Origin of the sequence: Brucella sp. JSBI001, assembly GCF_026014005.1 — a bacterium.
GTDB lineage: Bacteria > Pseudomonadota > Alphaproteobacteria > Rhizobiales > Rhizobiaceae > Brucella > Brucella anthropi.
The window spans coordinates 1,712,439-1,730,315 of the sequence record NZ_CP110339.1 but is presented as its reverse complement, the minus strand read 5'-3'; the positions used below and the strand labels follow the sequence as shown (position 1 = coordinate 1,730,315).

Sequence of the window (17,877 nt, the reverse complement as noted above, 5' to 3'; positions counted from 1 at the left end):
ATTCAAGCGGTCAGGCCGTCGCGAATCTGACTGAAATAACCGTCAGAACCGACCTGACCGCCCTTGAGGGCAATCTGGAGGCAGTTGGTGGCGGCGTGAGCGCCGTGTGCCGTGCAAAGCGGCGACCCCGGAGTTTGTGGAAGCGGCAAAAGCGTGGTGAGTGCATCGACATGCAATTCACGCAATGCGTGGCTGGAAGTGTCGCCGCCTGCAATGACTGCGCGGGTAAGACTTTCGCGCTCGACAAGGCTGCGGAGGATGAAGCCGAGGCTGCGGGCCAGCTTGTGGCGGCTGCCTGCAATCTTATCGATTTCTGTACCTCGGTCAGCCGACGGACCAAGGGCGGTGTTGAGGATAACGCTGTTGCCCTGCTGGAGCGCTTTCTGGCCGTCAGCAATGGCAGCTTCGATTGCCTGATTGCCATTCTCACCCAGAAGATCGAGTGGGTTGAGATCAATGCCGGTAAAGCCTGACGCGGTCGCGTGACGAATCTGACGTTCTGTCGTCGGTGAGACGCTTCCTGAAACGACCGCGATGCGGTCAGCCTTGCCGGGAAGCGGAAATTCCTTTTTAGCGCCAATCAGTCCGGCCTTGGCCCAAGCGGCCAGAAGCGCATATTCAACGCCCGACGAACCAGCGACAAACCAGCCGTCGCGGGAACGCAAACGCCAGAGCTGCTCGCCTGCCTGCAACTGGCTTTCATGGCTGTCGACGTCGAACAGCAACATGCCGTCCGCATTTTTGACAATCGCGTTTATGCAGTCATTTGCATCTGCGGCTGAAAGCGCTACGAGATCAGCAAGCACCGTTTTCAGTGCGGTCTGCTTAGCCAGATGCATGCGCAGGTCTGCTTCATGCATGGGCGTGACCGGATGGCGGCTCATGACGGGATGGCGGTCGATACGATAGGTTTCGCCCTGATAGGCGGCGAACAGATTGCCGAAAGATGTGTAACGCTTGAGCTGCGGCGCACCGACAATCAACGGCACATAGGCCTGATTAAAGATCGCTTTGCCGATTTCCACGGCCTTACCGATATTGCCGACATGAGGTGCGGAATCGAATGTTGAGCAGACTTTGTAATGCGCAATCGCAGTATTCAGGCTTTTAAGCCAGTTGAACGCTGGCGTGAGATTTTCCTGCATCCATTCAGGCGTTTCGCTGCGGCTGGTGCCTGCAAGACCGATAGCCTTGCAGTGCGAGAAGCGCGAAAGAAGTTCTTCATCCGGCACATTCATGAACAGTACAGTGTCGACGCCGTTGGAAGCCATGGCTTCCATAACATCGGTCGAGCCGGTCAGATCATCGCCGTAGTAAGACAGCAGTAATTCGTTGGAAGCCTGTGACATTACTCGCCACCTTTCCCGAATTTTGCGAGCGAGGCTGCAAGTTCGGGGTGATCTACTGCGTAAGTTTCAAGCGGGATACCCGCAACTGCTGCTTCCCATGCTTGCTGCACAGCGCGAACACCGGCAGCCGGGCCACCCGGATGGCTGACAATGCCGCCGCCGCACAGATAAAGCAGGTCTGTCGTGCGGCCCGTGCGCTCATAGGTTTCCGGTGCCTGTCCACCCCATTGCCCGGAACCGGCGACAGGAAGCGGGCAATCGGACGGATCAAACAGGGGCGTGCTGACGGCCTTGAACGAATTGACGAAACTTTCGTCTGGCTCCCAATATTTGACGCGGATGCCGTTGATCTGGAACTGATCGACGCCGAGCAGCCGCCAGAACTGCTGATAAACGCGGAAATCCATGCCTGCGCCTGGGTTGCGGGTCAGGATGTCCCAACCGTTGCGATGGGCATGAAGCACGAGGCCCGAGCGCTTGCGCAAGAAGCTCATGCCCCCAAAGCCAACCGAGTTGATGTTGACCACGGCGCAATTGCCGCCAGCTTTCAGCACCATGTCGTGGTTGCGCATCATGACGTCGGGATCAGCATGGGAGATGCCGAAAGCATACATCACCTTTTTGCCGGTCTTCTGTTCGTGATCGAGAATACGCGGCACGATCGCGGCGATGCGCTCTTTAAGCGGCGAGTAGGCCGGACTCATCAGTTTTTCATCGTCCTTGATGAAATCGACGCCAGACTCAATCAGTTCGCCTACGAGTTCTGCTGTCTCATGTGGACGCAGACCGAGTGCTGGCTTGACGATGGTGCCGATGATCGGACGCTTTTCAACGCCTGTCAGACGACGGCTTCCGGCAATGCCGAATTGTGGGCCGGGATGCGCGCCTTTGAAGGCTTCCGGCAGCTTCATGTCGACAACGCGGATGCCTGTCATGCCCTTGATCGAATAGACGCCGCCGACGGCAATCGTCATCAGTGCTGCAAGATCAGTACCGATAGCATCAAGCGGAAAGGCAATATCGACATCGGCGCGCCTGATCGGCCCGTGACCTGGCTCAAGCTCCGGCCATGCAGGCACCGTTGCGTCTTCAAGTGGGCGAATTTCGAACACGCGTGCTGCGACGCGCGCCTTCAGTTCTTCCGTCTCACCCGGAACGGCGACGAAAGTGCCGGTTGACTGATCGCTCGCGATCTTGGCCGCCATCTGTTCGATGCTGCCGGTGGTCTCAATGCGATAGGTCAAACATATGTTCATCGGAATTGTCGTCACTCACGGTTTTCGTTGCGCCTGCAATAAGCGCATGGTGTTTGAGTGCGAACTGGTATAATGAGTATTCCAATGTCTGCAAGCGGAAAATTGTTAACCGGTCACGAGAGTGTGGGTAACGGCTTTCCTCAGAGCATTTGAAGATGCATAAGGGAGAAAAGCTCATGAGCAGTGAGACGCAATGACCCAAGCTATTGAACCCATCATTCGCCGCAAACTATCCGACGAAGTTTTCGACCGGCTCGAAAACATGATTACTTCCGGTGAATTGACGCCGGGCGATGAGATGCCGTCCGAGCGTGTTCTGATGGAGCGTTTTGGCGTCGGACGTCCCGCGATCCGCGAGGCGATGCAGTCACTTGCCAAGATGGGACTGGTCAGCATCTCGCATGGTGAGCGTGCCAAGGTTTTGAAGTTGACGGCAAAGTCGATTTTTCAGCAAGTGGATCCGACTGCGAAGATCATGATTGCGCAATCAATGGACACGCTGGAAGATTTGAAGAGCGCGCGAATTTTCTTCGAGCGCGGTATTGTTCGCGAGATTGCACAGAAGACAACGGATGATGATATCGCCGAGCTGCGGGAGATCATCGAACGGCAGCGGAAATCGCTCGGTGATGCAGACGCATTCATCGCTGCCGATATGGAGTTTCATGTCCGGATAGCTAGAATTGCTGGTAATCCAATATTGGTCGCAGTAAGCGAAGCTATGCTCGCTTGGCTGAAAGAGTATCACACCCATATGCTTATCTGGACTGGCAAAGAGAAATATACCCTCGTTGAACACGAGGAAATATTGGATTGCTTGTCGGCTAAGGATGCGGACCGCGCCGAGGCTGCCATGCTCCGACATCTTGAGCGGTCGCGCACGCTTTACAAGAAAGAATAGAGCTTCGTGACTGAAAGCTATTGTCGTTTCATCAGGCAGTAGACCAAAAGCGAGGAGGCGATGGCCACGATTGCAGAAACCAGAATTGCAACCGAGAAGCCGGCAGAATAACCTCGCATGGCAAGTTCGGTTGCGGCAATCCTCGCTGAAGGTGCGACCATACCAAGTGCGTTAGGCAAGTCGCCCGCGACTATCGCGTCAGCAAAATTTTCACTGCATGTCGGATCGTTGCAGCCCGTTTGCATTAAGTGAGTCCGAACAGCACTTGCCAGCACTCCGCTCAGGACCGCGAAGCCCAACAGAATGCCGGTAAATCGGGCAGTCGTGCTGATGCCCGATGCCATCCCGGCACGGTCGCGTGCAACGGTACTCATGATCGCTTTCTGGGTTTCACCATTCAGCAAGCCGCCACCGCTCCCAATCAGAAACATACCGGACATAACGATAGACCAGGCGCCGGAATGTGCGCCGAAGCTTGTCACAAGACTACCGATACCCACGATCATGAGTCCAAAGGACAGAATTTCCCGTGACGACATTCTCTTTCCGAGAAAACGCCCGACATTGGGGAAGATCAGCATCGCGCTTGCAAATGGAAGCATGGCAAAACCAGCTTGCAATGGCGGCTGACCGAAGCCGTTTTGAAGGAATAGCGGCAGCATGGACGCCATCACTTGAGCGCAGGCTGCATAGGCAAACATCGCCCAAACCCCGCCTATAAAGCGAGGATTGCGAAATAGGCTGAGATCGAGCATCGGACGCTGCTGGACAGTCTCCGCAACCAAGAAAATAGCCAGACCGGCCAAGCCGCCGACAAATCCTGCAATCGCGGTTGAAGAGGTCCAGCCATGTGCCTGTCCATTGATAAGTCCCCATGTGAGGCCGAACATTGTACTCGCAAATGCAACGATGCCGATTGGATCAACGCGCCGCGCATTTTCATCTTTTGAATCGGTGATCGAACGCAGCGTAGCTAGTGCCAACACAATGCCGATAGGTATGTTTATGTAGAATGCCCAACGCCAGCCGAGACTATGGGCGATAAGGCCTCCGATAATCGGTGACAGCACCATGGTCAGGCCCATGATGCCGCCCCAGATTGACCATGCACGGTTACGTTCCTCATCGCGATGGAACGTATGGCCAATGATTGCGAGCGCAGGCGCGAGCTGGAAGGCGGCACCGGCGCCTTGCAACGCGCGAGCAAGGTAAAGTGAAGTGGCTGAATCTGCTACACCACAAAGCCAGGATGAGAATGCGAACGCACCAATTCCAATCAGAAAAACAGTGCGACGCCCGAACCGGTCGGCTAGAGCGCCAGCTGGCAAGAGCAGCGACGCGAAGCAAAGGACATAAGTGCTGATGACCCACTCTACGTCAGCAAAACTTGCCGAAAATTCCCGTGCAATGGTCGGTAGGACCATCGCGACAACATTTGTGTCCAGCACGGTCATTGCGCAACCGGTCGAGGCTGTCAGCAAAATGAAAGTTGAATTGGTAACGCGCGGCGCGGATGCGAGGACGGTTGTCATTTGGTTGTCAATGCTGCCGCACCAGCCTTCGCAATCTGCTGGTCATGATCGGGTGTGTCGGCTGATACGCCAATGGCGCCAACAATCGTACCATTCACCGTGATTGGAACTCCTCCGCGCATGAGCACGAAACCGCGCGCCGTGATAGCGGCAGGGCGTGCCCCGTTGATAGCATCCTCGAGAGCACCGCTTTCCCGACGGAAAAGCGCGGCTGTGCGAGCTTTGCCGGGCGCGAGCTCGACGCCAGCGGGTACTGACGCGTTGTCCATGCGTATCGTGAGGATCGGCAGACCTTCTGCATCGACGACTGAGATCACGCAGGGCCAGCCGTTCGCTGTCGCTTCTTTTTCGGCAGCAGCTACGACGGAGCGGGCAGCTTCAAGGGTAAGATAAGGCTTTGTCGGCAATTCGATTGCCAATGCCGGGAAGGCTGCGGCGAGGGTCATCGTTGCGGTCAACGAGGCGATGATTCTGACAGAATGGGCGGACATTGGACTTCCTTCATTACATTTGAGGTGCCAATAAACAGGATGTTTGAATTTCTTTCATTCGTGGTGTTTTGAGATAATATTAGTTTTTACCTAATTATTGGAGCCACTCATGGACCTCAGGCATCTTCGTTATTTTTTGACACTCGCTGAGGAGCTTCATTTTTCCAGAGCGGCAGAACGGTTGAACATTGCGGCTCCGACGCTCACGGTTCAGATACAGGAAATCGAGCGGCGGCTCGGTACGAAACTTTTCTTCAGAACCAAACGCTCAGTCGCAATCACTCCCGCGGGTGAGGTGTTTCTGAAGGAAGCGAGATTGGTGCTGGATCAATTCAATAAGGCGGAAAGTGTCGGCCGCAGAGCTGGACGAGGGGAGATCGGGCGGATCGAAATTGGCTATGTCGGCTCGGCGGCTTATGCCGGAGCCTTGCAGATGCAAATCAGTCGTTTCTCGCATGATTGGCCCCAAGTGGAGCTTCATTCGCGCGAATTTCCGATGGAGGATCTACCGAAGCTCATTGAAGGCGGGCATCTCGACATTGGCTTCGTCCGTATGCCGATGACGCTCCCACCGTCACTCAGCGCCCATGTTTTGCTACGAGACTATTTTTGTCTGGCGCTGCCCTCTGACCATCGGCTTGCGGTTGCTGAGGTGGAGGACCAGTACGCTTTTCTTGCGGAAAGCCGGTTTATTCTGCCGGAACAGGAGGCGGGCACATATGAAGTCGCGAAACGAGGAGGTTTCACTCCGAGGATTATTGCAAAGCCGGGCGGTCTTCTTGCTGTTCTGACACAGGTGTCGCTGGGTGCCGGTATATCAGTCATACCGGGCGTGGTGAGAAACGTCGTGCACATGCCCAATACGGTTTTCCGTCCAATAATCGGAAAGCCGATCATGTCGGAAGTGGCCGCCATTTTCAGAAGTAAGGAATACGCGGTCAGTGTCAAAAATTTCATCGACCAAATATGCGCTTCGCCACCGATCCAGCTTGACTATAAGCGAAATGAACAAATAGTGTGAAATATATTTCATATACTGAATTATATTGACAGTCGCATTTCTTTGCGATTAGCTATCAATACCGGTCTTCGAGGAGGAGGGCCGGTCTTCATAAAGATCAACGGCGTTTTTTGGGACGCTTTCCGCGCGTTTGGGAGGGGCTTTGGCCTCGAGGAGGACACTTGCGCAAATTTCTGAGCACGACCGCAATGGCGGTTCTTGCGGCAACGCTTCTGGCCGGTTCCGCAACGGCAGCCGAGACCGAGAATCCGTTCCGCTGTAAACCGGGCGAAAAATATGTGATGAACGTCATGGTTTCTGGCGTTGAATACTGGTTTCCCGTCTATGAAATGTTCAAGCAGGCTGGCCAGCAGTTCGGCTGCGAGACGGAATATACTGGCACACCGGAATATGACGTGAACAAGCAGATCGCCACGTTCGATCAGGCGTTGGCGCAGAATCCAGCTGGTATTCTTGTTCATCCGATGAACTCCGACCCGTTCATCGAGCCCATCAACCGGGCGATCGATCAGGGTACGGCGGTCGTCACATTTGCAGCAGATTCTCCGTTGTCGAAGCGTGTGTCCTTCATCACCTCGGACAACACACGAGAAGGCACCTATGCGGCCGATGCCATCGCCCAGAAAATGGGCGGCAAGGGCGAATATGCTGTTCTTGAAAATCCGGGACAGGATAATCACGACAAGCGCATTGCAGCTTTCATCGCCCGCATGGAAGAGAAGTGGCCTGACATGATGCTGGTTGGTCGTGCTGCTTCCAATCAGGACCCGACGAAAGCGTATCAGGGGCTGTCGAGCCTCATTCAAGCCAATCCGAACCTCGGTGCGGTTTTCATGCCGGAGGCCAACTCCGCAATTGGGGCTGCGCAGGCGAACAAAGAAGCTGGTGGCAAGGTTCTCGTCATGTGTGCCGACGTCAACGCCAACATCCTCGACATGATCAAGGCTGGTGAAGTCTTCGGTTCGATCAATCCGAACCAGGGCATGCAGGGCTATATGGGCTTCATGCTGCTGTGGCTTGCCAAGCATCCGGAACTGATCGACCCGATGAATGACGCCAAGCGTTCCGGCTTCAACCCGATGAGCATTCCCGTTGTCGATAATGGCCTCTCGATTGTGACCGCAGAAAACGCGGACGACTTCTATTGGGACAAATATCTGAAGCGTCGCGGTACTAAGGGCATTGAGGAATAGGCTCCGTTCAAGAAGCCATCCGCGCCCTGTGGTGCGGATGGTTGGAATGGAGAGGGAGGAAAAAGATGGCTGAACCGGTGCTTACCATCCACGGTGTAACCAAGCATTTCGGAGCGGTGAAGGCGCTGACGCAAGTGGATTTCAGGCTTGAACGTGGTGAGGTCCATGCGCTCTGCGGCGAGAACGGTGCTGGTAAATCGACACTGATGAGCATTATCGCTGGCGTTTTGCAGCCGACTGAAGGTGAGATACGCATTGACGGCAAAACCGTTCACATTGCCTCCCCCGCCGTGGCGCAATCGCTTGGTATCGGTCTGGTGCATCAGGAAATAGCGCTTTGTCCGGACGCTACAGTGGCCGAAAACATGTTTATGGCGACGACCAATCGCCGTCGTTCGCCGTTCATGAATTACCGCGCGCTGGAACGTGATGCGCAGATCGTGATGAACCGCCTGGCGGCTATCGATGTTCGGCAGAAGGTCGCCAACTTGCCGATTTCTAGCCAGCAGCTCGTGGAGATCGCCAAAGCGCTGACACTCGACTGCCGTGTGTTGATTCTGGATGAACCGACGGCTGCGCTCACCGAAACCGAGGCACAGCAGCTCTTTTCGATTATCCGTGATCTAAAGGCGAATGGCATTTCCATCATCTATATCAGTCATCGTATGGCCGAGATTTTCAGCCTCTGCGACCGGGTGACAGTTTTCCGCGATGGTCGTTATGTATGCACCGATCGCATTGCAGATGTGAAACCCGACGATGTGGTGCGTCGATGGTAGGACGAGAGATCACGCAGCTCTACCCAGATAAGCTTGGATCACACGAGGCGGCAGGCGAAATTATTCTCGAAGTCGACGGTATTGGCGATGGCGTGCGCTTTAATGAAGTAAGCTTTGCCGTTCGCAAAGGTGAAATTCTTGGTGTCGGTGGCCTTATCGGATCGGGGCGAACGGAGATTGCCGAAGGTATCTGCGGCCTTCGTCCACGCACTGCGGGAATAGTTCGCCTCCATGGCAAGACACAGAAGATCAGTTCATATTCCGACGCAGCCAAGGCCGGCATTGTTTATCTTTCAGAAGACCGCAAAGGTTCTGGCGTATTCCTGGAGATGTCCATCGCGCAGAATATTTCCGTGCTGGACCTGAAATCATTGACCAATGCCGCCGGACTTCTGAACGGTCGAGCCGAGGCTGCACTTGCAGAGGATTTTGCGAAACGGCTTTCCGTGCGCATGGGTGGCATCGAAGCGCCTGTGAAATCACTTTCAGGCGGCAATCAGCAGAAAGTGGCAATCGCCAAGCAACTGGCGGTAAAGCCCAAAGTCATTCTGATGGATGAACCGACACGGGGCATTGATGTCGGCGCAAAGGCGGAAATTCATCGCCTGCTGCGGGAGCTTGCGCGTTCCGGTATTGGCATCATCGTCATCTCGTCGGAAATGCCGGAACTGCTTGGTCTTGCTGACCGCGTGCTCGTCGTTCGGGAAGGGCACATCGCGGGAGAGCTTTCTGCGGACACCATGTCGGAAGAGGCAGTGATCCTTCTTGCTTCAGGCGTTGGCGCGGAACGGGCATCGCATCATGCCGCATGAAAAGAAAATGGGAGAGGGTGAAATGGCAATCGACACAATGGCAGCGGCTGCGCCAAAAAATTCGTCGATAAGGCGCATAGGAACCATGCGTGAAGCCGGTTTGATTGCGATCATTCTGGCATTGGCCGTGGTGATGAGTTTTGCGTCGCCGCATTTTCTGACGCTCGGCAATTTTCGTGCGATGTTGATGAGTTTCTCGGTGGAAGGCATCGTCGTGGTGGGGATGACGATCCTGTTGATTGTCGGGGGCATCGACCTTTCGGTGGGCTCGGTGGTCTGTTTCTCCATGGTCCTTTCCGGCGCACTCTTTCTGGCTGGGCTCGATCCATGGACGGCTTCGCTTGTAGGCATTGCGGCGAGCGCAGCCATCGGCGGCATTATGGGATTCTTCGTAACCGTCGTTGGCCTCAACCATTTCATCACGTCGCTGGCAGCCATGGTAATTGTGCGTGGCCTCTGCCTTATCATCACCAAAGGAACGCCGCTGTCGCTTTTCACGCTGCCGCCAAGCTTCAAAGCGGTGGGGCAGGGCACATTCTATGGCATCCCCTATGTCATTTTGATTTTCGTCGCCGTCGTCATTCTGTTCGACTTCCTGCTCCGTCGCGCCACGGCCTTTCGCAAGGTGTTCTATACCGGCAGCAATGAGAAAGCGGCGCTCTATTCAGGCATAAAGACGAACCAGGTCAAATTCTGGGTTACTGTGTTGTGCTCGACGCTCGCCGGTGTTGCGGGCGTCATTTATATGTCCCGCTTCGGTGCTGCTACGCCTACTTTTGGTGTTGGCATGGAGCTGAATATTATCGCTGCCGCAGTCATCGGCGGTGCATCGCTCAGCGGCGGTTCAGGTACTATCCTTGGCGCTATTCTCGGCATGGCTCTGCTTTCGCTGGTCACATCCTCGCTGATCCTTCTCAATGTTTCGGTGTACTGGCAGGACATGATCAAGGGCTGCATTCTTCTTGCCGCTGTTTCGATCGACCATTTCCTGCACAAGCGGAAGGCGTCCTGATATGCCCATTGCTAAACTGAAACCAAGAACAACAGCGCCACGTGAGGAAATCGTCGTTGCCCGCCAGATGCATCAGGCTCTCGTCCTGCATTTTCTGGAAGGGTTGACGCAGGCGCAGATTGCGGACCAGCTCGGGATTTCTCACGCAACTGTCAACCGGCTCATCAAACGCGGCCGCCAGCTTGGCCTTGTAGAAATCAAGATCAAGTCGCCGGTTGAGCCTCTTATCGATCTGGAAGAACGATTACTGGCGCTTGGTGGCATTAGCCGCGCCATTGTTGTGCCGACCGCATCCGACAACCCGCAAACGGCTTTGCTGGCGGTGGGGGAAGCCGCTGCCCGCCTGCTTCTTGAAGAAATCGCCGATGGTGACACGATCTGCATCACTGGCGGAAAGGGCGTGAGTTCCGTGGTCGCTGGAATTCAGAGCCCACGCCGTTTCGATGTCGAGGTTATTCCAGCAACGGGCTGTGTGCAGGGAAAGCACTATACTGACGTCAATCACGTCTCGACCTTGATGGCCGAAAAACTCGGAGGGCATTCCTATCAGATACATGCGCCCTTGTTCGCAGATGATGCTGCGCAGCGCGCTATGCTGATGAACATGCGCTCTGTCGCTGACGTGTTCCAACGGGCGAGGGAGGCCAAGGTGGCCATCGTCGGTATCGGCTCTATCGTCAGTACGGATTCGACCTATTACGATCTGCACCCGTCGTCGAGTGAAGACCGGACGGCTATCGAGCATTCCGGTGCCAGTGCGGAACTTCTCGCCCATCTGCTCGATGTGGAGGGACGGATTTGCAACTATAGCCTCAATCGTGCGCTGGTCTCGCTTACGCTGAATGAGTTTGCGCACATCCCGACGAAGATCGGTGTCGCCAGCGGATTGAACAAGGCCGAATCTATCCTGAGTGTTCTTCGCGGCAATCATCTCGATACGCTCGTCACCGACGAAGCGACTGGCGCCCGCATTCTCGAACTTGCATCCCAAGAAGGATATTTCGCATGAGCGGCGAACAGTTGATCCGCGAAATCGGGCGCTCCGGCGTCAGGGCGTCCGCAGTCGGTCTCGGTACATGGGCTATAGGCGGCTGGATGTGGGGCGGAACGGATGAAGCCCAATCCATCGCAGCTATCCAGGCATCGCTGGATGCTGGCGTGACGCTGATCGATACGGCGCCGGCCTACGGCCTCGGACGATCTGAGGAAATTGTCGGCAAGGCAATTGCCGGATGCCGCGACAAGGCGGTGATCGCGACCAAATGCGGCCTCGTCTGGCATACCCGGAAAGGTAAGCACTTCTTCGATCAGGATGGAAAGCCAGTCCATCGCTATCTGGGGCGGGATGCGATCATCCACGAGGTGGAAGAAAGTTTGCGCCGCCTTGGTACCGATTATATCGATCTTTACATCACTCATTGGCAGGACCCGACGACACCAATCGAAGAGACCGTCGCGGCGCTTGATGACCTGAAACAGGCAGGCAAAATCCGGGCTGTTGGTGCCAGCAACGTCAATCGGTCGGAACTGGAGCACTATGTCCAGACTGGCGCGCTCGATGCGATCCAGGAGCGGTTCAGCATGATCGATCGGGAGATCGAGCAAGACTTGCTGCCGCTTACCACTGCAAACAATGTATCGACGTTGAGCTATTCCTCACTCGCGCTTGGTCTTCTGTCTGGCATGATCGGACCGGAACGTGTGTTTTCCGGGGACGATCAACGCAAGGACAATCCACGCTTTTCCGTTGCCAACCGGCAGAAGGCAAAGGATTTTGCGACGGCTATAAAGCCGGTCGCCGATCGCCATGGCGCGACGATAGCCCAGATCGTGATTGCTTGGACGCTGGCGCAGCCGGGAGTGACCTTCGCACTTTGCGGGGCGAGAAATCCAGCGCAGGCGCTCGACAATGCGCAGGCAGGAAGGCTCCGGCTTTCGTCCGATGACCTTGCGGCTATCGACACGGCCATTTCGGCACAACTGGTTAACATGGACGGATAACGGACGGCCATCATGAACCGAAAAGAGATATTAGACGGGCTCCGCCAGAGCCCGAAGGTGGACGTTTGTGTCGTCGGCGGTGGCATTAACGGGCTCAGCGTTTTCCGTGAGCTTGCGCTGCAGGGCGTGAACGTGCTGCTGGTTGAGCAGTCCGATTATTGTTCGGGTGCCAGCGCTGCGCTTTCACGTATGGTTCACGGTGGTTTGCGTTATCTGGAGAATGGCGAGTTCAGCCTCGTGAAGGAATCCCTTGTCGAGCGTGACAGATTGCTGCGCAATGCTCCCCACTATGTCGCGCCGCTACCGACAACCGTTCCGATCTTCGACATTTTCTCGGGGTTAGGAAATGGGATTGTACGTTTTCTGGGGCTTACGCGCCGTCCGAGCCGGCGTGGTGCAATCGCCATCAAAGCAGGATTAGGTATCTACGATTTTCTGACGCGCAAACGAGCGCTTATGCCAAAACACCGTTTTCGCAGTCGCAAAACGACACTTGCAAAATGGCCTTCGCTCAATCCCGCGATCCGCAGTTCCGCTACCTACTTCGATGCTTGGGTCAGCCATCCAGAGCGGATTGGGGTCGAGCTTCTGCGCGACGGCCTTTCAGCTGGACCGAATGCCAAGGCGCTGAACTATGCGGCAATTTGTGAAAGTGGCGGTGGTGATTTTCAGTTATTCGACGGTATTTCCAGCGAAACACTCTCTATCCAGCCGCGGCTGGTCATCAACGCGACGGGTGGCTGGATCGATATCGCGAATGGCACACTGTTTCCGAAAGAGGCACAACCTGCCCCGCTGATGGGGGGCACCAAAGGCTCGCATCTCATTGTCGATAATCCCGCTCTCAGTGACAGTCTTGATGGGCACATGATCTATTACGAGAACGAGGACGGACGCATCTGCATCCTGTTTCCCTATCTCGGCAAAGTTCTCGTCGGCTCGACGGATATCCGCGTCGACGATCCCGGCACCGTGCGCTGCGAGGCAGACGAACGGGACTACATTTTGCAATCGCTCGCTTTCGTGCTGCCAGAGATCAAAATACGTCCTGAGGAGATTGTCTTCCAGTTCGCAGGCGTACGCCCGCTGCCAGCCAGCAACGACAGTTTTACGGGCCGTATCCCACGCGACCATTTCTGCACGGTGCTTGAAGGGCAGGATAACCGTCCTCCCGTACTCTGCATGATTGGCGGAAAATGGACAACTTTTCGCTCCTTTGGCGAAATGGCTGCTGACATGGCGTTGAAGCGGCTGGGGTTGTCGCGACGGATCGACACGACGGAACGTGCCATAGGCGGTGGACGCGCATTCCCGAAAGATCGTGCAATCTGGATCGAAAAATTGACTACCGCCACCAGACTTCCCGCAGACCGCGTTGAAATACTTTTCAAGCGCTACGGTACGGATGCCACCGAAATCGCCCACTTTATCGCGGAGGGGGCGGATTATGCCTTGCCCAATGCCGCCTACAGCAGGCGGGAGCTTTCATATCTTATCCGTACCGAAGCGATCGAGCATCTCGATGACTTGCTTTTGCGGCGCACGACATTGGCGATTTCCGGCGAACTGTCTCTCTCCATGACCGAGGCCGTGCTTGATTTGCTGGCGACGGAGAAAAACTGGTCGCCAAAGTACCGCGACGCAGAGTTGATGCGATTTCTAACCCTCATGCGCGAGCGCCACGGCGTCGCCGCAGAAACCCTTTCCGCAAGGAACGAACAAAGGAGTGAATTATGCGAGAAAACCGCAAAGTCCGGATGAACCGGCTGTTCGGCAACGGTCGCTGTCTGGATGTGGCTGTCGACCACGGCGTGTGCAATGAGCCCTCTTTTCTCGACGGCTTGGAGAATATGCCAGCTGTCATCAAGGCATTGATCGACGCAAAGCCTGATGCCATCCAGATGAACTATGGTCAGGCCGATCTGCTGCAGGATGTTCCCGGCAAGGATAAACCGGCTCTGGTTATGCGTCTCGATATGGGCAATCCCTATAACCGCATTCGCCATCGCGACATGTGGGCTGTGCTGCAGAACGAGGCCGATCCGCTGATCGGAGCGTTGCAGATGGATGCGGCCTGCGTGGTGGTGAACCTCTTCATGCTGCCGGACGAGCCAGACCTCTTTCGTCAATGCGTGCAGAACATTTCCCGCGTCCGGGCAGATTGCGAAAAATACGGTATGCCGCTGATGATCGAACCGCTCGTCATGCAGCCAGTCACAGAGCGCGGCGGCTACATGGTCGATGGTGACGCCGACAAGATCGTGACGCTTACGCGGCTTGCCCGCGAAATGGGAGCTGACATCATCAAGGCAGATCCGACAACAAATGCAGAGGATTTCCATCGTGTCGTAGAGACGGCGCGCTGTCCGGTGCTGGTGCGTGGCGGCGGTAAGGAAGATCTCTCCGCAGTGTTTGCAAAATCTGCAGCCTTGATGCAGCAAGGTGCAATGGGCATGGTCTATGGACGCAACATATATCAGCATGCCAATCCAAGCGCCGTGGTGCGTGGGTTGATGGCGATTATTCATAAGAATGCGAGCGGCGAGGAGGCCTACTCGCTTTATCAGCAGGGCTGAGTTACTGGATTAGTTGGACCTTGGGAGGGGTTCTTCATGCAAAAATATCTGTTGGGGCTCGATGCGGGCAACACTGTCATCAAGGCGGTGGTTTTTGATCTTTCGGGACGGGAGCTCGCCCATGCAGGTGAAGAAGGACATAGCCGCATGCCACATCCCGGTCACGTCGAGCGTGACCTTGGCGAGCTCTGGTCCAATGCCAAGCGGGTTATTCGGGCTTGCCTTGATAAGGCGGGGATAACGGCGAGTGATATTGCCGCTATCGGCTGTGCCGGACACGGCAACGGGCTCTACGCGCTCGACCGGGAGGGAGATCCGCTCATAGGTATCCAGTCGCTCGACACCCGCGCGACCGGTCTCGTTGAAGAGTGGACGGCAAAAGGGGTGGGCGCAAGGACCTATCCGATAGCACGCCAGCGTCCATGGCCCTCCCAAACCCCGACGCTGCTTGCCTGGCTGAAGCGCTACCAGCCTGAACTGTTTGACCAGATAGGCACGGTATTTTTCTCCAAGGACTTCGTGGTCAATCGCTTGACGGGCAAACGTTTCAGCGAAGTTTCCGACATGTCGGGGGCGGGCTTGCTCGATCTTGCAACGCGCCGTTACGACAGTGCTTTGATGGAAGCTTACGGTTTGGGCGACTGTATGGATATCCTGCCACCGCTCATCGAAAGCGACAATATTGCAGGCAATGTAACTGAGGCTGTGGCGCGGGAGACCGGGCTTGCGGCGGGTACACCCGTTGTTGGAGGTCTCTTCGATGTCGTAGCTTCGGCGCTAGGTTCTGGTGTCTCACGCACAGGAAGTGCATCGATCATTGCGGGTACGTGGAGCATCAACCAGATTGTTGTCGACGGCCCTGATCTCAAGGGGCCGGTCTTCATGACCTCCACTTTTGATCGCAGCCGTTACATGGCGATGGAAAACAGCGCTACGTCTGCGGCGAATCTTGAATGGCTGGTGCGGGAATTCTTTGAAGGAGACCATCATGCCGATGTCTCGCCATTTGATGTTTGTTGCAGTCTCGCCGCAGCCATCGAACCTGCAAGTGATGATCCGCTTTACCACCCTTATCTCTACGGAGCGCAGCAGGACGGCCACGCCCGCGCAGGGTTTTACGGTATTGCGGGCTGGCATACGAAGGGGCATCTGATACGCGCTTTGCTTGAAGGCGTTGCCTTCGGTCATCGCCAGCATGTGGAAACCATCCGAAAAGCAGGCGCGACCTTCGAGGAGGCTGTGCTTTCCGGTGGCGGCTCACGCAGCCGTTTATGGCCCCAGATATTTGCCGATGTACTCGGCGTGCCAGTTTCTGTTGCCGTCTCACGAGAAACAGGCGCACTTGGCGCAGCCATTGCGGCGGGGACCGGTGTTGGGCTGTTCTTCGATTTCACAGAAGGTGCCAATGCCATGGTGCGCACCGATCGGCATTACAAGCCGAACGCCGCGCTGGATGGACACTATAATCGCCGTTACATGCTTTATGGAGACATCACAGCTGCAATGACGCCGCTATGGCGCCAGATACAGGCTAAACCGGTACAAAGCGTCCAGTTAGCGGAGACTGTTTAGTCAATCGTGAGTCAGGTGGGAATTGCCCAAGCTGCTTTACCCACCTCTTGGCTCGCCGAAACTGGTATAAATATCCGCTCTCGTCTGCGGCACAGCGGAAATGCCGCGTTTGCGTTTTGAAGCCACGGTCTGGTTAATCTGGACGGTGCCTCTCTCAAATGCCAGTGAACATCCCGCAAGATAGAGCAACCAGAGACGCGCTTTTGGATAACCGATTTCGGCAACGGCCTTGTCGAAATTGGAATAAAGTCGTTCGCACCATAACCGGCAGGTGCGGCCATAATGTTCGCGCAGATTTTCGACGTCGTGGACTTCGAACCCGTGCCCTTCGAGGTTTTCTACCGTCATCCCAAGATGATCGAGTTCCCCACCGGGGAAAATATACTTCACAAGCGCCTTATGCTCTGCACTTTTGCGTTTGAAGGATTTCTTGTCCTTCTTCATACGCCGTGTGATTGCGTGGTGCATGTAAAGCCCACCGGGGCGCAGAAGCCGGTTCACGGCACTGAAATAGCTGTCGTAATTGGCGATACCAACATGCTCGAACATTCCAACAGACGAAATTTTGTCGAACTGCCCGTCAAGCTCTGCATAGGATTTGACGTGGATGGTGATCCTGTCTTCAAGTCCAGCCTGCTTGATCCTCTCTCGGGCAAGTGCCGTTTGTGCCTCCGACAATGAAACGCCGGTTCCGATAACGCCAAAGTTCTGTACTGCATAGATCAGGAGGGCACCCCAACCGCAACCGATATCCAGAAGCCGGTCACCTGGTTTCAATCGTAGTTTTCGGCAGATGAGTTCCAGCTTGTCCTTCTGGGCCTGATCGATATCATTGGCCCAGTCCGTGAAGTAGCCGCATGTGTAAACCATTCGCTCATCGAGGAATAAGCGATAAAACTCGTTGGACACATCGTAATGATGGGTAATCGCCTCCTTGCTCGATCCACTGACGAAAGGCTCCTTGCCGTCAAGAACCTCGCGCGCATCGGTTTTGCCAGCGAGCAGAAGAGCCGGAAGATCCTTGAGTAGTTGCCATTTTGGCAGCTCTTTCAGCCTGTTCTTCACACTTCCATCGGTTTTGGCATTTGCGAGGTCGAAGATCGTACCATTGCTGATATCCACACGACCCGATGTCCAGATATCGATCAGAGAATCATAGTTGGGCTTGAGGAGAAGCTGTCGAACGATTGTCGGATCGTTGATTACCAATGATGGGCCATCGAATGCACCGATGCGCGTGCCGTCCCATAACTCCACGTTGAACTGTGGGCGCAGTGTTTCAACAACTGTCCGAATAATGCGAACGGACTTGGTTTCAACCGTCATGCCATGCCTCTCTATTGAGGTTTCAGAAGATAATCTTCCCGCGCTGACCCTAACCG

General features: G+C 55.4%; 14 protein-coding genes and 2 pseudogenes. 11 read left to right on the top strand and 5 right to left on the bottom strand.

All coding sequences use genetic code 11. From position 1 onward, the window contains the following. Positions 1-2: 2 nt before the first annotated feature. Both LJ361_RS08225 and oiaX read right to left on the bottom strand, forming a co-directional pair. Positions 3-1,349 (bottom strand): four-carbon acid sugar kinase family protein, encoded by a 1,347-nt coding sequence (locus LJ361_RS08225; RefSeq protein WP_029927940.1) that lies wholly within the window; start codon positions 1,347-1,349, stop codon positions 3-5. Further along, the gene (gene oiaX / locus LJ361_RS08220) at positions 1,349-2,605 is read right to left on the bottom strand and encodes a 3-oxo-isoapionate-4-phosphate decarboxylase OiaX (protein WP_264813294.1); all 1,257 of its coding nucleotides are present in this window, start codon (positions 2,603-2,605) and stop codon (positions 1,349-1,351) included. The genes LJ361_RS08225 and oiaX overlap by 1 nt, the downstream gene beginning before the upstream one ends. A gap of 193 nt (positions 2,606-2,798) precedes the next feature. Here oiaX and LJ361_RS08215 point away from each other — a divergent pair, with 193 nt between their 5' ends. Then, complete coding sequence (locus LJ361_RS08215) at positions 2,799-3,506, top strand: transcriptional regulator NanR (protein WP_151664151.1); 708 nt, start codon at positions 2,799-2,801, stop codon at positions 3,504-3,506. Between the two features lie 17 nt (positions 3,507-3,523). Here LJ361_RS08215 and LJ361_RS08210 read toward each other — a convergent pair whose 3' ends face one another. Next, entirely contained in the window at positions 3,524-5,038 is a 1,515-nt protein-coding gene (locus tag LJ361_RS08210; RefSeq protein WP_264813291.1) for an MFS transporter, read from the bottom strand. Then, positions 5,035-5,529: a GlcG/HbpS family heme-binding protein gene (locus LJ361_RS08205; protein ID WP_029927934.1), complete on the bottom strand. Its 495-nt coding sequence runs from the start codon at positions 5,527-5,529 to the stop codon at positions 5,035-5,037. The genes LJ361_RS08210 and LJ361_RS08205 overlap by 4 nt, the downstream gene beginning before the upstream one ends. 109 nt (positions 5,530-5,638) lie before the next feature. Here LJ361_RS08205 and LJ361_RS08200 point away from each other — a divergent pair. The 10 genes and pseudogenes from LJ361_RS08200 to LJ361_RS08155 all read left to right on the top strand — a co-directional run. Beyond that, a pseudogene (locus tag LJ361_RS08200) lies at positions 5,639-5,764 on the top strand (LysR family transcriptional regulator); the annotation flags it as partial. A gap of 60 nt (positions 5,765-5,824) precedes the next feature. Then, positions 5,825-6,550: a LysR family substrate-binding domain-containing protein gene (locus tag LJ361_RS08195; RefSeq protein ID WP_264813584.1), complete on the top strand. Its 726-nt coding sequence runs from the start codon at positions 5,825-5,827 to the stop codon at positions 6,548-6,550. A gap of 161 nt (positions 6,551-6,711) precedes the next feature. Continuing rightward, positions 6,712-7,743 carry a substrate-binding domain-containing protein gene (locus LJ361_RS08190; RefSeq protein ID WP_264813289.1) on the top strand — a complete coding sequence of 344 codons (1,032 nt, stop codon included), beginning with the start codon at positions 6,712-6,714 and terminating at the stop codon, positions 7,741-7,743. Positions 7,744-7,808: 65 nt separating this feature from the next. After that, positions 7,809-9,334: pseudogene (locus tag LJ361_RS08185) on the top strand (sugar ABC transporter ATP-binding protein). Between the two features lie 22 nt (positions 9,335-9,356). Next, on the top strand, positions 9,357-10,346 hold the full coding sequence (locus LJ361_RS08180) for an ABC transporter permease (protein ID WP_181394251.1): 990 nt from the start codon (positions 9,357-9,359) through the stop codon (positions 10,344-10,346). Between the two features lies 1 nt (position 10,347). Next, positions 10,348-11,355, top strand: coding sequence for a sugar-binding transcriptional regulator (locus LJ361_RS08175; protein ID WP_264813286.1), 1,008 nt, complete (start codon positions 10,348-10,350; stop codon positions 11,353-11,355). Beyond that, positions 11,352-12,347 carry an aldo/keto reductase gene (locus LJ361_RS08170; RefSeq protein WP_029927922.1) on the top strand — a complete coding sequence of 332 codons (996 nt, stop codon included), beginning with the start codon at positions 11,352-11,354 and terminating at the stop codon, positions 12,345-12,347. Before LJ361_RS08175 ends, LJ361_RS08170 begins: the two co-directional genes overlap by 4 nt. 12 nt (positions 12,348-12,359) lie before the next feature. Continuing rightward, positions 12,360-14,108, top strand: a complete 1,749-nt coding sequence (locus tag LJ361_RS08165) for a glycerol-3-phosphate dehydrogenase/oxidase (RefSeq protein WP_036578538.1) — start codon at positions 12,360-12,362, stop codon at positions 14,106-14,108. Further along, positions 14,081-14,923 carry a class I fructose-bisphosphate aldolase gene (locus LJ361_RS08160; protein ID WP_010661042.1) on the top strand — a complete coding sequence of 281 codons (843 nt, stop codon included), beginning with the start codon at positions 14,081-14,083 and terminating at the stop codon, positions 14,921-14,923. The genes LJ361_RS08165 and LJ361_RS08160 overlap by 28 nt, the downstream gene beginning before the upstream one ends. A 36-nt stretch (positions 14,924-14,959) precedes the next feature. After that, positions 14,960-16,495: an FGGY-family carbohydrate kinase gene (locus tag LJ361_RS08155; protein WP_036578534.1), complete on the top strand. Its 1,536-nt coding sequence runs from the start codon at positions 14,960-14,962 to the stop codon at positions 16,493-16,495. Positions 16,496-16,531: 36 nt separating this feature from the next. Here the strand turns inward: LJ361_RS08155 and LJ361_RS08150 are convergent, their stop codons facing one another. Next, a complete protein-coding gene (locus LJ361_RS08150) occupies positions 16,532-17,821 on the bottom strand; it encodes an SAM-dependent methyltransferase (protein ID WP_029927916.1) in 1,290 nt (429 codons plus the stop codon). Positions 17,822-17,877: the final 56 nt, after the last annotated feature.

Bases quoted from the DNA above. Each gene is read 5' to 3' on its own strand.
- LJ361_RS08210 (WP_264813291.1), bottom strand. From the start codon at position 5,038: ATGACAACCGTCCTCGCATCCGCGCCGCGCGTTACCAATTCAACTTTC.
- LJ361_RS08160 (WP_010661042.1), top strand. From the start codon at position 14,081: ATGCGAGAAAACCGCAAAGTCCGGATGAACCGGCTGTTCGGCAACGGT.
- LJ361_RS08155 (WP_036578534.1), top strand. From the start codon at position 14,960: ATGCAAAAATATCTGTTGGGGCTCGATGCGGGCAACACTGTCATCAAG.
- LJ361_RS08215 (WP_151664151.1), top strand. From the start codon at position 2,799: ATGACCCAAGCTATTGAACCCATCATTCGCCGCAAACTATCCGACGAA.
- LJ361_RS08175 (WP_264813286.1), top strand. From the start codon at position 10,348: ATGCCCATTGCTAAACTGAAACCAAGAACAACAGCGCCACGTGAGGAA.
- LJ361_RS08205 (WP_029927934.1), bottom strand. From the start codon at position 5,529: ATGTCCGCCCATTCTGTCAGAATCATCGCCTCGTTGACCGCAACGATG.
- LJ361_RS08180 (WP_181394251.1), top strand. From the start codon at position 9,357: ATGGCAATCGACACAATGGCAGCGGCTGCGCCAAAAAATTCGTCGATA.
- LJ361_RS08170 (WP_029927922.1), top strand. From the start codon at position 11,352: ATGAGCGGCGAACAGTTGATCCGCGAAATCGGGCGCTCCGGCGTCAGG.
- oiaX (WP_264813294.1), bottom strand. From the start codon at position 2,605: ATGAACATATGTTTGACCTATCGCATTGAGACCACCGGCAGCATCGAA.
- LJ361_RS08225 (WP_029927940.1), bottom strand. From the start codon at position 1,349: ATGTCACAGGCTTCCAACGAATTACTGCTGTCTTACTACGGCGATGAT.
- LJ361_RS08165 (WP_036578538.1), top strand. From the start codon at position 12,360: ATGAACCGAAAAGAGATATTAGACGGGCTCCGCCAGAGCCCGAAGGTG.
- LJ361_RS08150 (WP_029927916.1), bottom strand. From the start codon at position 17,821: ATGACGGTTGAAACCAAGTCCGTTCGCATTATTCGGACAGTTGTTGAA.